Annotated in this window: 16 protein-coding genes; 12 read left to right on the top strand and 4 right to left on the bottom strand. The window is 31.7% G+C overall.

Translation table 11 applies throughout. The annotated features are described in order from the left end of the window. Window positions 1-21: 21 nt before the first annotated feature. Both P2W65_RS03470 and P2W65_RS03465 read right to left on the bottom strand, forming a co-directional pair. Window positions 22-1,289 (bottom strand): IS3 family transposase gene (locus P2W65_RS03470; RefSeq protein WP_289658758.1). Its coding sequence is split into 2 segments (ribosomal slippage): window positions 22-950 and window positions 950-1,289, totalling 1,269 coding nucleotides; the frame shifts between segments, so codons are not numbered across the junction. A gap of 562 nt (window positions 1,290-1,851) precedes the next feature. Next, window positions 1,852-3,144, bottom strand: a complete 1,293-nt coding sequence (locus P2W65_RS03465; protein ID WP_289663571.1) for an aminopeptidase P family protein — start codon at window positions 3,142-3,144, stop codon at window positions 1,852-1,854. A gap of 539 nt (window positions 3,145-3,683) precedes the next feature. Here P2W65_RS03465 and P2W65_RS03460 point away from each other — a divergent pair. Continuing rightward, window positions 3,684-4,319 (top strand): hypothetical protein, encoded by a 636-nt coding sequence (locus P2W65_RS03460; protein ID WP_289663570.1) that lies wholly within the window; start codon window positions 3,684-3,686, stop codon window positions 4,317-4,319. Between the two features lie 120 nt (window positions 4,320-4,439). On the opposite strand, the gene P2W65_RS03455 is transcribed toward P2W65_RS03460, so the two are convergent. Next, on the bottom strand, window positions 4,440-4,844 hold the full coding sequence (locus P2W65_RS03455) for a helix-turn-helix domain-containing protein (protein ID WP_289663569.1): 405 nt from the start codon (window positions 4,842-4,844) through the stop codon (window positions 4,440-4,442). A 177-nt stretch (window positions 4,845-5,021) separates the two neighbouring features. On the opposite strand from P2W65_RS03455, the gene P2W65_RS03450 reads away from it, so the two are divergent. The 10 genes from P2W65_RS03450 (at window position 5,022) to P2W65_RS03405 (ending at window position 11,434) form a co-directional block, all read left to right on the top strand. Then, window positions 5,022-5,582 (top strand): LTA synthase family protein, encoded by a 561-nt coding sequence (locus tag P2W65_RS03450; protein ID WP_289663568.1) that lies wholly within the window; start codon window positions 5,022-5,024, stop codon window positions 5,580-5,582. Between the two features lie 14 nt (window positions 5,583-5,596). Continuing rightward, the gene (locus tag P2W65_RS03445) at window positions 5,597-6,010 is read left to right on the top strand and encodes a GNAT family N-acetyltransferase (RefSeq protein ID WP_289663567.1); all 414 of its coding nucleotides are present in this window, start codon (window positions 5,597-5,599) and stop codon (window positions 6,008-6,010) included. Continuing rightward, window positions 5,986-6,348 carry a GNAT family N-acetyltransferase gene (locus P2W65_RS03440; protein ID WP_353511556.1) on the top strand — a complete coding sequence of 121 codons (363 nt, stop codon included), beginning with the start codon at window positions 5,986-5,988 and terminating at the stop codon, window positions 6,346-6,348. The genes P2W65_RS03445 and P2W65_RS03440 overlap by 25 nt, the downstream gene beginning before the upstream one ends. Window positions 6,349-6,421: 73 nt before the next feature. Continuing rightward, a complete protein-coding gene (locus P2W65_RS03435) occupies window positions 6,422-7,162 on the top strand; it encodes a LytTR family DNA-binding domain-containing protein (protein WP_289663566.1) in 741 nt (246 codons plus the stop codon). Window positions 7,163-7,264: 102 nt separating this feature from the next. After that, complete coding sequence (locus P2W65_RS03430) at window positions 7,265-7,807, top strand: hypothetical protein (protein ID WP_289663565.1); 543 nt, start codon at window positions 7,265-7,267, stop codon at window positions 7,805-7,807. Between the two features lie 59 nt (window positions 7,808-7,866). Beyond that, a complete protein-coding gene (locus tag P2W65_RS03425; protein ID WP_289663564.1) occupies window positions 7,867-8,364 on the top strand; it encodes a hypothetical protein in 498 nt (165 codons plus the stop codon). Between the two features lie 89 nt (window positions 8,365-8,453). After that, window positions 8,454-8,789 carry a hypothetical protein gene (locus P2W65_RS03420; RefSeq protein ID WP_289663563.1) on the top strand — a complete coding sequence of 112 codons (336 nt, stop codon included), beginning with the start codon at window positions 8,454-8,456 and terminating at the stop codon, window positions 8,787-8,789. A 79-nt stretch (window positions 8,790-8,868) separates the two neighbouring features. Next, window positions 8,869-9,066, top strand: coding sequence for a hypothetical protein (locus P2W65_RS03415; protein WP_289663561.1), 198 nt, complete (start codon window positions 8,869-8,871; stop codon window positions 9,064-9,066). A gap of 248 nt (window positions 9,067-9,314) precedes the next feature. Continuing rightward, window positions 9,315-10,673 carry a hypothetical protein gene (locus P2W65_RS03410; RefSeq protein ID WP_289663560.1) on the top strand — a complete coding sequence of 453 codons (1,359 nt, stop codon included), beginning with the start codon at window positions 9,315-9,317 and terminating at the stop codon, window positions 10,671-10,673. Between the two features lie 26 nt (window positions 10,674-10,699). Beyond that, window positions 10,700-11,434, top strand: coding sequence for an alpha/beta hydrolase (locus P2W65_RS03405; RefSeq protein WP_289663559.1), 735 nt, complete (start codon window positions 10,700-10,702; stop codon window positions 11,432-11,434). 262 nt (window positions 11,435-11,696) lie between these two features. Here the strand turns inward: P2W65_RS03405 and P2W65_RS03400 are convergent, their stop codons facing one another. Beyond that, window positions 11,697-13,058 (bottom strand): hydroxymethylglutaryl-CoA synthase family protein, encoded by a 1,362-nt coding sequence (locus P2W65_RS03400; protein WP_289663557.1) that lies wholly within the window; start codon window positions 13,056-13,058, stop codon window positions 11,697-11,699. A 357-nt stretch (window positions 13,059-13,415) separates the two neighbouring features. On the opposite strand from P2W65_RS03400, the gene P2W65_RS03395 reads away from it, so the two are divergent. Further along, a complete protein-coding gene (locus P2W65_RS03395) occupies window positions 13,416-14,081 on the top strand; it encodes a succinate dehydrogenase cytochrome b subunit (protein ID WP_179004282.1) in 666 nt (221 codons plus the stop codon). Window positions 14,082-14,092: the final 11 nt, after the last annotated feature.

Here is a 14,092-nt window from a genome sequence, read left to right as displayed (position 1 = left end):
GATTATATACTATAAAATTAATTAAATCGGAACAAGATTTCTTTTGTTCCGATTTATTTTTTTCCATGTTTTCAATTTAACTTGATTTTGTAAATGTGCCTGATTTGGAGTAAGCATATTTATTGATAAATGTACTCTGATTTGATTGTAAAACAAGATAGATTCCTGAACCTGTTTTTTTAAGGCTTTAAAATCTTCAAAGGTTTCAAACAGTCCAAATTCTTCTTTCAAAATACCATTTACTCTTTCTGCAACTGCATTTTCATAAGGATCATAACTTTGAGTCATGCTTATTAGAATATTATTTTTAATTAAGTACTCCGTATATTCTTTACTGCAGTATTGCAATCCTCTATCTGAATGATGTATCAGATTACTATCTTTATTTTTATTGGCAACAGCCATTTTTAAGGCTTCCAATGTGGAACTCGCCATTAGATTATCTGATAAATTGTAACCGACAATTTTCTTGGAATAAGCATCAGTTATTAGATGCAGGTAATGTGTTTTCTCTCTAGTTCTAAGATAGGTAATATCCGCAACCCAAATCTGTTCGGGTCTGTTAATCTCTGCTTCTTTAATTAAGTTTGGATATTTGCGCATCCAATGCCTTGAATTTGTTGTCTTATAATATCTTCGAACTTTAGGAACTAACAAATATTCTCCTCGTAGAAAATCAAATAATTTGTCTCTGCCAATTTTTATTTGATGCTTCTTTAAATCATCCCTAAGCATGTAATATAATTTTCTGCCTCCGGTTTTTGGAAGTTTTTGGCGCACGGACATTATTAAACATCTGAGATTCTCCTGGTTTAAATCTGATTTTAATAAAAGTGATTTTCTTTTATAATAAGCCTGCTTACTATATCCAAACAATCTGCATATTTCACATGGACTAATCCTGTAGATATGATTTATTTCTTGGACTGCTTGGAACCAGACTTTTTTACAATTTCGACTTTTAGCTCACGTTCGGCTATTTCAATAAATTTTTTAAAGACTAATAATTCCTGCTCTTTTTTAGCCAATTGTGCTTCAAGTTCTTTTATACGCTGAGATTGAGGGTCTTTCATTGGACGTCCGATGGTTAATTTATCTTGATATGTAAATTTACCATATTTTTTTAACCAACGCGGTATGCAGCTGTTTCCAGAAATATTATAACGTCGGCGAAGTTCCGCTTTTGTGAACAAACCCTGTTCAAATTCTTTTACAACTTGTTTTTTGAAGACCTCACTGTAAATTTTAGGGGCGCATACTTTTTTTAATTCTTCTCTTTCTATTGACATAATTTATTTAATTATAGTCAACTTTTTTTAGGACGAGACATAAAATTAAAAAAGCCCTTAATAAAAATATTAAGGGCTTTTTTTATGTTTATTCATTCATCAGTTTTTAATCAGGTTAGGCTTCGGAGAAGCCAGATATTTATAGAAATTCTATTTATTTTAAACGATAAAGCTCCAGCGGAGCTAAAAACCGCAAATTACACAAATTCACACAAATTAATTTGCGGAAATTTGCCCAATTTGCGGTTATAATTAAGGTTGCCAACCTTGTTGACTTTCAGTTGTAAGTGGTTTATTCATCAAGTATTCTCCAATTTCTTTGATTTTAGAAAATCAGCTTCGGAGAAGCCAGATATTTATAGAAAATTTATTTATTAGAACCGATAAAGCTCCGGAGGAGCGACATATGTTTTTTTACCACGCTGTTATATTTCGCTCCGCTGGAGCTCTTTTGCATCGACATGATTGAATTTCTATAAATATTTTGCCCCGCTGGGGCTTAAAAGAAAGGACTGATAAAAAAAAGGCTGTCCACTAATTTTTTGGACAGCCTCTTTTTTATTTATTCATTCATTAAAGTTTCAATCTCGTCAGCTTCAACAGGAATGTTTCGCATTAAGTTGAACGGTTCTCCTTTTTCCTGAACCACAACGTTATCTTCTAAACGGATTCCGAATTTTTCTGCTGGAATGTAGATTCCCGGCTCAACCGTGAAAACCATATTCGCTTTCATTGGTTCGTGAAGCAATCCGTAATCGTGCGTATCCAATCCCATGTGGTGTGAAGTTCCGTGCATGAAATATTTTTTGTAAGCAGGCCATTCTGGATTTTCGTTCTGAACATCGGCTTTGTCTAATAAACCTAAACCTAGCAATTCAGAAGTCATGATTTTACCCACTTCGATATGGTATTGTTTCCAAAGTGTTCCTGGCGTAAGCATTTTTGTAGCTTCATTTTTAACGTTTAAAACAGCTTTGTAAACAGCTTTTTGACGCTCAGAAAAACGTCCAGAAACTGGAATCGTTCTCGTCATATCGCTTGAATAATTAGCATATTCAGCAGCAACATCTAATAAAATTAAATCGCCGTCTTTACATTGCTGATTGTTTTCGATATAATGTAAAACATTCGCATTGTTTCCAGAAGCAATAATTGGCGTATAAGCAAAACCTTTAGAACGGTTACGGATAAATTCGTGAGCCAATTCCGCTTCGATTTCATATTCCGTAACATTTGGTTTTACGAATCCTAATAATCTACGGAAACCTTTCTCTGTAATATCACAAGCATGCTGAATCAAATCGATTTCTTCGCTTTCTTTTACAGAACGAAGTCTTTGTAAAATTGGGTTGCTTTTTGCAACGTTATGCGCTGGATAACGCTCTTTCCACCATTTTACAAAACGAGCTTCACGAGTTTCAGTTTCGACTGATGCGCGGTAATGTTCGTTGGTGTTGATGTACATCGTATCTGCGTACGTCATCATTTCGTTCAAAACTTTATGAAAATCTTGTAACCAATAAACCGTTCTAATTCCCGAAACCTGAAAAGCGCGTTCTTTAGTCAGTTTTTCGCCTTCCCAAACTGCAATATGATCGTTGGTTTCTCTTAAAAAAAGAATTTCTCTCTGGTGCTCATAAGGCGCATCCGGAAACAAAAGTAAAACACTTTCTTCCTGATCTACACCGCTCAGATAGAAAATATCTCTGTGTTGTGCAAACGGTAAAGTACTGTCGGCACTAACTGGGTAAATGTCATTTGAGTTGAATACTGCAACAGAATTAGGTTTCATTTCAGCCATGAACTTTCTGCGGTTTTTTACAAAAAGTGCGCTGTTTATTTGATGATATTTCATAATTATTTCGTTTTTGAACTTCGAATTTCAAAATTAATGATTTTTGAAGAAGTGGCGTATAATAGATTTATTAAAGTTTTCTTATTTGTTTTGGTTTTGCCACGAAGGCACAAAGGCGCAAAGTTTTTTTACATAGTATTGTCATCTCGACGAAGGAGAGATCACACTCGGAATTCTACAAAGATTGGCGATTTTGTCTCACACAGATTTAGCAGATTTGGCAGATTTTTTCTTTTCAAAATCACAGTTAACCACAATCTTGTCATTTCGAAGAAGGAAACTCGAGCGATAGCGAACTGGCGATGCAATCATACTCGAAACTCCACAAAGATTGAAAAATCTCAGCAACTTAGAATCTTAAATAATGGCGTGCCCCTCCGGGTCGGGCTATCGGCTATATCTTTTATTCCGCTCCGCTACATAAAAGGATACCGCCTCTATCCCTCACGCGAACGGTTATGATAAAGTTAAAAGAAAAAACATTTTACAGATTCTGGTATTTTGTATATTGGCATCGTACTATAAAATTAAAGTGATATATGGAAAAAACTAATAATTTGATTTTAGATAATTTGTTGGAAATTGAAAAACGAGCAAAAGAAATTATTCTAAGAGATTTAGAAGATTCACAAAATGAAGCATATAATTCATTTTATAATTTATGGAAAAACCAGAATAGAGAAGAACATGAAAATGTAATGATTGAGGAGTTAAAAATTAATATGGAGAAATATTGGCTAGCACAGAAATACAATAGCGCTATTGATAAAAGCTTCAATATGATTTATTTTGAGCATGGTGGTTTGTATGGAGGAGAATTAGAGGCTTTTGCCATTGATTTTGATGATTCAGATCGAAAATTATCCGAATTTGAAATCGATGATGATCATATGGAATATCTAGATAATATTTCTTGTCTTCCAGCTTTTGTTTCTCCAACTTTATACCATTTAACGGAAAATATACAAGGTGAAGAAGATAATTTTGACGACTTCCTAGATGTAAATAATATTTATGAACTATTTGAAGCTACAGCATTAATAGAAATAAATAAATTGTTTAAAAGAGCAAATGAAGAAAATGTATTCGAGAGATTAAATTTGAAAAAGCCTTTTTATTTAGCTGTTGCAGAACATGATACTGGTGCTCCTAAATTAATTTATGTTATTGAATAAATTAGAAAATCTAGTTTGTCTTTGGTATAGTGAAGTTTTAATTAAGGATTTCAGTACAAAACATAAAAAAACCGATGCTTAAGAACTAAGCATCGGTTTTTCTTTAATATATATTTTTGATTATTTCTTATCAAGTAACTTCTCCAAATAAGAAGCTTTCTCTCTTTCTATTTGAATCAATCTTTCATAAAGTTTTTCATTCTTTTCTATAGCTTCCAAAAGCTTATCTAATGGATTAAAAGTACAATTATAGTTTTTTATAGATGAGGAATCATCATTATAAGTATTTCCAATAATATTAAAAACAGCATCTTCAGAAAAGTTTTTTATAGCTTCGGGTGTAACTCCTAAAGCAAGTGCAATTTTGTTTAGTTTTTCTTCATCAACACTTTCACTTCCTTCAATAATCGAGATCGATTGCTGGTTTGTACCAATTGCAATAGCAAGCGCTTCCTGCTTCATATCTCTCAGTTCTCTAATTCGGCTAATGTTTCTGCCGATATGTTTTGGTTTTACTGTGCTCATGATTCAAAGATATTTAAAATTCTTTTATCTTATTTAGTTTATGTAGAAAACAAGACGGAGTTTGTGCGATACAAATTGTAAATCTTTTCTTGGATAAAAAAACAATTTTTCTGACTGTTGAATAGGTTTTGAATTTAGAATTGTGTAATCTTGAGGGAGCAAATTTTTTAATAAGAAATGAAATTAAGTACAGATGTTAAATATTTAACAGTCAAACAAAGTGCCATTTTTTTATTGGTTTCGCTTTTCTTAGTTTGGGTCTGGATGTTTTTAGCGGCAAAATATGATAGAGAAAACAATCGTGGATTAACGACTGGTTTTGGTTTTATGGTTATTCTGTCTTTTATTTTAGTGGGATTTTTTGCGAAACAAAAATCAGGACAATATTTGGCAACATTCTTTTATTTGTTTTTTGGCGGATTTACTGTTTTTATATTAACATTGGTACTTGGATCTGCTATGTCGGCTATTATAAAAGCCAGTTGGGCATGGTTTGTAGTTCCATTAGTTTCAATAACAATTTTGACTTATTTTATTCTTAGAAGATTGTTTTCTTTTCCTGATAATTTTATTGCTTTTTGGGTATTATTCTCACTTCCAATTTTAACAGCTATTGTTTTGAAATTACTGCCTTTTTACAAAGGTATTTCGCAACATGAATTAGGAATTGGATTTCCGATTTCAATATATCTTAGTTTTGTTTTTATAGCAATTACAATACTTTGCAGAGAAATCTAAAACATTGTGACATTATGAAGTTTAATATTAAAATCAGAAAAATCCAAAATAAAGACCTAGACTTCGTATACAAAGCAATTTGTGAGCTAGAAAATGAAATTTTAGATTTCGAAGTTTTCGAAACGATATTCAATGAAAATATTTCAAACCCAAAAAATCTGTATCTAATTGCAGAAAACGAAACAGAAGGTTTAGGTTTTATTAGCTTTCATACCCAAAATCTTCTGCATCATTGCGGATTGGTTGGCGAAATACAAGAATTTTTTATTCATCAAAAGTATCGTGGCCAAGGTGTTGGAAGGTTGTTACTAAATGAGATTTTAAATTTTGCAGAACAAAATAATCTAAAAAGCATTGAAGTAACCACAAATAAAAAGCCTATTGGGGATATTCTGAAGAACAAATTCAGAAATGGGATAAAAATCTAACCATTTCTCAAGATTACATTAAGGATCATAACGTTTTTAAATTGGTTGATAATGAGTTAATTCTTGGATATTATTCTTATGTTTTCAAAGATGAAAAAGTAATCGAACTCGATAATTTATTTATATTACCAGAATATATTGGAAAAGGATTTGGAAAATATTTAGTTCTCGATTTTTTAAACCGAATAAAAGAAGAAAAAATAGAAAGAATAATTCTCGATTCAGAACCAAATGCTGAGGAATTTTACGCCAAAATGGGATTTGTAAAAATTGGAGAATTTGAAACTTCCATAAAAAATCGTTTCATGCCTATTATGGAGATGAAATTTATAAAATGAATTATATGTTAGACCTAACAGGTTTCTAAAACCTGTTAGGTCTCCTAGTAGAAGCAACAAAAGTATTGTAAAAATGAAGCAGTTAAACATATCCATAAAACACAATCTTATAGTCGGTTTGCTGATTGGGTTATGGCTTTTCATTTTCGCTTTCATTATAAAACCTTTTGACGACGGAACAATAAATTTTAGAGCTTGGTTTTTTATAAGTTTTGGTTTTAGTTTTGTGGCGTTTTTATGTTATGGTCTTTTGGCAATTGTTCAAAAAAGCTTTTATAAGAGAATTGAAAAATGGAATATTAGCTTAGAAATCTTTGTTATTTTTCTCTTTTATTTAATGTATTTGATTGGTGTTTTCGCTTTTTACAAAAGCCCAATTTTAGATGGCGGTTATACTTTTTCCCAATTCTTCTCGATAATATTTATAAAAGTCGCTTTGATCTTGACGCCCGTAATTGTTCTTGCCAGAAGATATTTGATCAAATTAATTCCGATAAAAGACGATATTTTACTATTTAAAGGAGAAAACAGATTAGACATTCTAAAAATCAACAAAGCCGATTTAGTCTGCATTTCAAATGCGCAGAATTATGTTGAGATTTTTTATCTTGAAAATGATAAACTTCGGTCGAAACTTATTCGGTCTTCGCTCAAAAAAGTGCAGGATGATTTTGGTTTTTTAGTTCAAATCCATCGGTCGCATTTAATAAATCCAATGCATTTTAAATCTTGGAGAAATGCAAATACCATTATTTTGACTCAAATTGAACTTCCGGTTTCTAAGAACTATAAAGAAGTTTTACTGGCATTGTAAATTTCATCCCTAAAACAATGTATTTCGTACCAAAGTCAGTAAAATTAGACTTTGCAGAAAGTTTTCATTTTAGTTTTGCTTCATCAATTTTAAAAACAAATTATGAAAACAAAACATCGTTGCTTGATTGGATTGCTATTTTTTCTAATTAGTTATTTATTCTTTTCTAAACTGTTGCCAAGTTTAAGCGAATCGATAGATTTTGCGCATTGGTTTAATTTGATTGGCGCTTGTTTTTTATTGTCTTTTAATGATGCATTTCCAAAAACAAAGATGAATAAAGTAGCTTCTGTTTTAACAGCTTTAGGAGTTATTGCTCATATCGGACTTTGTACAATTGATTTCATCATGTCAAGTTACGGAAATAATGAAATAGAAAAAGCGGAACTAAGCCGGCATATTAGCAATTCTCCATTGCTTTTTTATCCATTTATAGCTGTTGGGCCTTCTTTGCTTTTTCTTGGTTTGGCGCTTCATGCCTTTACTTTTATAAAAACAGAAACTCTAAAATCTTTAATGGTAATTGTTGGTGCAATTGCGGTTGGATTTTCTTTTTTTGCTTTGAAAAATGGTGTTTTGATGGTTTTAAGTTGTGCGATTTTTGTTTTAGGATTGGGATTGTTGCTTTATAATCGTGAAGAATAATTTGATAAATTAAGCAAAGGATTTGTATATTGTCTGGAATTTTATAAAAAGTGAAAATTATGACTAAATATTCAGTTGTTATCTTTTTTACGTTGACTTTAATGATAACTCTTTCTTGTAATTCAAATAAAAAAGAAGAGAAAAAAGATTTACGGTGGGACGATATTGAAATTCAGACTAAAACTCAAAAAATCGTTATTTTTAAAGAAAGCGATACGGCAACATTTGAGCAGGCGATTTATAAAAAGGTAAAACGTATAAGAGGGAATGGTTATTCCACCGCTTATAAATTAGATACAATTGAAAAGAAAATATTTGTAATGACTGAATCAGAACGAGACAGTATTTATAAATATACACATCAAATAATAACTAATCCGGCCTTTACTGATGTAATGGCAACTTGTTATGCAGGATATGTTTTGGTAAAAATAAGAGATAGGCGAACCACTTTAATGTGTGAATACGAATCAGTAGGAGAATGGTCAACGGTCAATAATGATACAAAGAAATTATATGATTTGTTAAAAACAAAAATTGATATTGCAAAACAGTAATATTTTTAATTATTGAAGTAAGGCTGGTAATTTATAAATTGATAAAAGTAAATTGAAAAAACACATAAAATATCTAATTGCACTCTTTAATGACTTTTGTCGTGATGGTGGGCGATGGTGCTTTATATGCTCAATCTAAATCGGCAGATTATTATCAGTCTTCATTTGTAGTTTCAAGAAGGGAATTGGATCTTAAAAGTTCTCGTTTCTATAAATTTGGGCAGGTTGTTTCTTGGAATCAAATACGATTTTCAATTGTTTTAAATTTTCTAAATGTTGAAAATGTCTTTACTTTTCAAATCAAGAAACTGCTCAAATTACTAAATCTGCTTCATCAGGAACTAATATCATTTATAAATCAATCTGTTTTTATAAATGACATAATCACTTCAAGACATTTTAGTAAAAGTTTATACAACGCTTAAGAAAATTTATTTCTGAGGCTTTATGCTATCTCAAAGCATAAGATGAAATAATAATGTCTAATCATTTATCATTTTCAAAATGTATAAACAAAACAAACAAACTCGTTTGGAGCAATCTAAGCGACCGCTTCTTTATTGGATAAAAAGAAAATTTATAATTATCATAACGGCCTTTATGTTAGGAATGGCCAACGGAATGCACAACGAAGACACCCGAATTAAAGGAAATCAAAATTATACGGAACAGCATAAGAAGGATTTATTTTTTGTTGTTTAACCGCAATCCCGATAGCTATCGGGATTGCGGTTAAATTTTAAAAAACATAAAAACAAAACAACAAGCAGGAATAAAGCTTTATTTCACAATAAATTATTTTGCTATTTCTTACGCACGCATTCCAAAAGTTTATATTTTTGAGAAATTTCTTATGTTGCCGAATGAGGTTCAGATAGATGTTTTTGTCCGTGCAAAAGAGATTGCTAAAATTTAAATGAAGTAAAAAAATATATAAATTAAACACAATAATGATAAAGTCTTATAAAACAATATTAATACTTCAAATTATAGTAATCCTGATTGGCAGTTTTGTGCTCCATGATTTTCATTACACAAACGATTTTAATCGTCTTCCAACAACTATTGTTTTATTGATTGGTTCATCAGTTTTAATTTTATTGATGTTTTCAGTACTGATTCAAATATTGATTGCAGGTCTTTTCTATTCCAATTCAACAATTGTTGAGGGAAGCAATAATGTAGCAAATGATAAATTTTGGAGAAATTCCTTTTTGATTAATCTCAGTTTTGGAATTCTAGCTTTTATAGTTTCTATTGTGGCAATTGTTTCAGATCTGGATTTAGCAATTCCGGGATATGACTCTAGTGATCGATTTTTTATTTCTTTAGCAATTTTGATAGTTTCCAGTTTGGTAATTAGTCTTTTACTGCACATAAAAAAATCGGTTAATGAAATAACAAAGCTGTTAGGATTTTTAATGGTTTTGATTTCTGTAATTGTTTTTGCAGGAGCATTATTTGTCGCTTCGACTAATGCATTAATAGTAAAATCCTATAATCGCGACAGTTTATATGGGATTTTGAAAAATTTATTTGAAGAAGATGTCGAAACTCCTTCAAATGAAAAAAAGGTTACAAAAGTGGTAGTCCCTGTAAAAGTAGAAAGTAAGGTTGCTGAAAACGAATCGGATTATGATTACTACGGATTTAGTAAAATGAGTTTTCCGGATCTTGAAACGGGAGATTATTTTATGGAGCTTTTTGATGAATCCTATACCAAATCAAAGGTTCAGGAGCTTTTCGGATTTTTTTTATCTGATTTCTTGAGCCTGGACAAAAAGGAATCGATTTGCTATTTGAGAGGCTCAATAGAATCAGGTTTTTATTCTTATAGATATGACGATCTGGTGGCGGTTGATAAAATGATCGGGCGAAATCCTGAATCAATTCAAAAAACATTTGATAGTTATAGTCCTTTGATTTATGCTTTTATTTCAGATGAAACTTATTACGATTCCAATCTAAATGTTATTGTAGATATTTTGATTGAAAGTCATAACGATCTTTATAGAACTGAAAATCCAGAAGTGGCTTTAAATAAAATCTATAAAATAATGGTTTTAGGAAAAAACACACAGTATCCTGATTTTCATTATGAAGAACTCAGCAAGTTTGCTTCGAAAAAGGTGCTGCATTTAATTAAACAAAATACAAAAGGCGATCCAGATCCTGATTACAGCATAAAAGTGAGTACATTTTGGGTTTACAGTTTTTGGGCAAGAAGATACAAGGAAAATAATATTGACGTTGTATTTGATATTCTTCAAGAAATTAAACAACATTATAAAGTTGATGACGCTGAATAATTTTCATTAAAAAACATCAGTTGAATATGAAAACAAAAAAATGGAAGCTGAAGAAAATTTTAAAGACAATATGGATCTTGGCAGGTTTGCTATTTACAATTTGGCTGTTTTATTCTTATGAATCTGATGGTGTAGATAAATCTTTTTTACAAACTAACAATTTGGTTAAAGTAAAAGGTACTTCTGATTATTATTTATTTGAGCCTAAAAAAGAATTTAAAAACGTTGTAATTTTTTATCCTGGAGCAATGGTGGAAACAGAAGCTTATGTGCCGCTGTGTCGCAGATTGGCGGATCAAAATATAAAGGTTTATTTGATCAAAATGCCTTGGAGACTTGCATCAAAAGGATATAATAAACCTAAAGATTTACATCTTTTTGAAGATACCTCGAAAAACTATATTCTGGCAGGACATTCGCAGGGCGGAAAAATGGCGGCACAATTTGTATACGAAAATCCTAAATTGATTGATAAGTTGATATTAATAGGAACTTCGCATCCCAGAGATATTTCTCTTGCAGCGATTGAGATTCCAGTTTTGAAAATTTACGGTTCAAAAGACGGAGTTGCAGATGAAGGATCTATTATGCAAAACAAATCGAAATTACCTCTAGGAACAAAATTTGTGCGAATAGAAGGGGCAAACCATTGCCAGTTTGGTTATTATGGATTTCAATTAGGAGATGATAAAGCCGATATCAGTAGAGAACAACAGCAGAAAGAAACTTTAGATGCTATGGTTTCATTTATACGAGAATAATCTTTTCTAATTAGGAAAAGTGTTAATTAGAAAATTATTTTCACGTCCTGTGATCTTTGTAAAAGTTTTTTAGCACAATCTTGCCATTTCGACTGAAAGGAGAAATCTCACTAGTAATTCGACATGCAAAATCGCCAATCTTTGTAGAGTTTCGAGTGAGATTTCTCCTTTCAGTCGAAATGACAAACTGTGTGGATAAAAAAAACCGAAGCATGCTTCGGTTTTTTTTTTAGAATTTGGAATTTCAAAGATTGGAATTTAATTAATCAATCCATTTATAATATCTCGCCCCAATTAAAACTGGAATTTCTTTTTCAATTCGGTCTAAAACCCATTCGTTTTTAGGAGTTCTAACACTTTGTTTTTGTTCTTTTTTATGAAGACTTTCATAAGTGTTGAAATCAATCTCTACGCTTTCGGCTAAATTTTCAAAAAGCTTCACATTCTCCAAAGCCGATTTCCATTCTGGCTGTATAGTTCCTTCAAAAACTTTCGATTTCGATCCGCTCCCATAAGCTAAGAAACCGAATTTAGTTCCGGCAACCTCTTTTTTAGTATCATAAAAATGAGCCAAAGTCGATAATAATCCCATGAAAATAGAGCCTGTATAAAGGTTTCCAATTAATGAAGAAGCCAATTCTGCAGGTTGTAATTTCTCGGTAACAAAACTTCTGTAATCTTCGGATTTTGCCACTTCTTTAATTCTTGTCTGATAATCAGCAGGTGCAATATCATCGGCAATAATTTTTTCGGCACTGTCTAAAGCATAAATTTCAGATAGCATTCTTCTTCCCTGAAAAGAATAAGGTAAATGCATCACGATACTATGCCAAGAGTTGTATAAAGTTTCGGTAGTATTTTTTAATTTTTTGAATGAAAAGTAAGCATTACGCGTACGATCCATATAGCATTGATTCGAATATTGTCCGTCAAAAACCGGCTGATCTTTGTGGATTTCGATTTCGGCTTCTAAATTATCAAACCAAGAATCGTTGTTGGTGTTTTGGGTAATTTCTTCTTTAGATATAGTTCTATATGGTTTAAAGAAATCGAAAACGCCTTTTGTGCTTGTTGCCCAATTATCATCAAAAGCAATAATTTTTGGATCTGCAGCAATTAACATCGCAACAGCTCCAGCACCTTGTGTATATTCTCCACCAGAATTCAAATCGTATTTTGCAAAATCTGAAGTAACGACAATTGCTTTTTTAGTAGGGTTTAGTTTTACAAAATCTAGGCAGTTTTGCATCGCATCAACTCCGCCGATACAAGCAAAAGTAAAATCTACAACATCGCATTCTGCTAATGAATCTTCGCCAAATTTCTGCTCCATTAAGCTGATCAAATAAGAAGCGATTGGTTTAGAACTGTCAATGCCACTTTCGGTACCAACATAGATTCGGCTGATTTCTTTTAAGTCAATTTTATTGTCAATGATCAATTTGGTTAAAGCGTTTGCTCCAAAAACAACTGCGTCCTGATGAACGTCTGGGAAAGTCATTTTCAATAAGCCAAGACCTTTTTCTAATTTTTCGGGTTCTATATTTCTGGCAACTGCCAAAGTTTTTATGGGTAAATGTATGTTTGCTACGTCGAAAGAAATAGCATCAATTCCTGTTTTCATTCTTATTTTTTTGAGCGGCTAAAGGTAAAACTATGTTGTGGAATGACAATTTTTTACCTAGACAAAATTTATGTGCGATGAAACTTTTAAAGAAAACAAATCAAAACTTTGAATAAAATAACAATATGATAAATTTTTGGTAATCTACTTAGAATTGAATTTTCTCGGTATAGCTTAGAAAGCAGTGATTTGAGGTTTTCTATAATGAATTATTTTTTAGCGGCTTCAATTTTGTACGTAAAAATACGTAGAGCAGGCCTATTTTAAAATCATTATAAATAACAGCGAAATGGTTGTAGTTCTTTTGTAATTGAGTTATTTTTGTCTAATTTTTTAAAACAAACTACTTAAACACTTATGGCACAATCTGCACTATTGAATGCTTCCATCTTAAAGAAAGTAGCTATGGCTCTTTCGGGAATATTCTTAATCACGTTTTTAGCGCTGCATGTTTCCTTAAATTTTATTTCTATTTTAAGTGAAGACGTTTTCAACGAAGCTTCTCACTTTATGGGATACAATCCGCTGATTCAATATGTAATGCAGCCAGTTTTGGCATTCGGGGTAATTTTCCATTTCGTAATGGGATTTGTTCTAACAGCACAAAACAGCGCGGCAAGACCAATTGCGTATGCTAAATACAATGGAGCTGCAAACGCTTCTTGGAGTTCTAGAAATATGATTATTTCTGGATTGGTTATTTTGGCTTTCTTAGGATTGCATTTTTATGATTTTTGGTTTCCTGAAGTTACCTACAAGTATATTGCAGGTGAAACGCCAAATGCTACTAGGTATTATGGAGAGTTAGTTCATAAATTTCACAGCCCGGTTCGTACAGCATTATACTGTGTGTCTTTCATCCTTTTAGGATTTCACTTATGGCACGGGTTTGCATCTTCTCTTCAATCAGTAGGGATGCACAACAAATACTCTAGATTTTTAGCGAAAGTAGGTTACTGGTTTGCAGTGGTAGTTCCTGCAGCTTTCGTAATTATCGCTTTATTTCATCATTTCAAACAATAATTAATATCAAT

This window comes from Flavobacterium panacagri, assembly GCF_030378165.1.
Classification (GTDB): Bacteria; Bacteroidota; Bacteroidia; order Flavobacteriales; family Flavobacteriaceae; genus Flavobacterium; species Flavobacterium panacagri.
The sequence above is the reverse complement of the archived record's forward strand: the minus strand, read 5'-3'. Positions and strand labels throughout refer to the sequence as shown.

What these genes read in the sequence shown, in the direction of transcription:
- P2W65_RS03425 (WP_289663564.1), top strand. Translation starts at nt 7,867, where the DNA reads ATGACTAAATATTCAGTTGTTATCTTTTTTACGTTGACTTTAATGATA.
- P2W65_RS03405 (WP_289663559.1), top strand. Translation starts at nt 10,700, where the DNA reads ATGAAAACAAAAAAATGGAAGCTGAAGAAAATTTTAAAGACAATATGG.
- P2W65_RS03400 (WP_289663557.1), bottom strand. Translation starts at nt 13,058, where the DNA reads ATGAAAACAGGAATTGATGCTATTTCTTTCGACGTAGCAAACATACAT.
- P2W65_RS03395 (WP_179004282.1), top strand. Translation starts at nt 13,416, where the DNA reads ATGGCACAATCTGCACTATTGAATGCTTCCATCTTAAAGAAAGTAGCT.
- P2W65_RS03410 (WP_289663560.1), top strand. Translation starts at nt 9,315, where the DNA reads ATGATAAAGTCTTATAAAACAATATTAATACTTCAAATTATAGTAATC.
- P2W65_RS03430 (WP_289663565.1), top strand. Translation starts at nt 7,265, where the DNA reads ATGAAAACAAAACATCGTTGCTTGATTGGATTGCTATTTTTTCTAATT.
- P2W65_RS03445 (WP_289663567.1), top strand. Translation starts at nt 5,597, where the DNA reads ATGAAGTTTAATATTAAAATCAGAAAAATCCAAAATAAAGACCTAGAC.
- P2W65_RS03460 (WP_289663570.1), top strand. Translation starts at nt 3,684, where the DNA reads ATGGAAAAAACTAATAATTTGATTTTAGATAATTTGTTGGAAATTGAA.
- P2W65_RS03420 (WP_289663563.1), top strand. Translation starts at nt 8,454, where the DNA reads ATGACTTTTGTCGTGATGGTGGGCGATGGTGCTTTATATGCTCAATCT.
- P2W65_RS03465 (WP_289663571.1), bottom strand. Translation starts at nt 3,144, where the DNA reads ATGAAATATCATCAAATAAACAGCGCACTTTTTGTAAAAAACCGCAGA.
- P2W65_RS03450 (WP_289663568.1), top strand. Translation starts at nt 5,022, where the DNA reads ATGAAATTAAGTACAGATGTTAAATATTTAACAGTCAAACAAAGTGCC.
- P2W65_RS03415 (WP_289663561.1), top strand. Translation starts at nt 8,869, where the DNA reads ATGTATAAACAAAACAAACAAACTCGTTTGGAGCAATCTAAGCGACCG.
- P2W65_RS03455 (WP_289663569.1), bottom strand. Translation starts at nt 4,844, where the DNA reads ATGAGCACAGTAAAACCAAAACATATCGGCAGAAACATTAGCCGAATT.
- P2W65_RS03435 (WP_289663566.1), top strand. Translation starts at nt 6,422, where the DNA reads ATGAAGCAGTTAAACATATCCATAAAACACAATCTTATAGTCGGTTTG.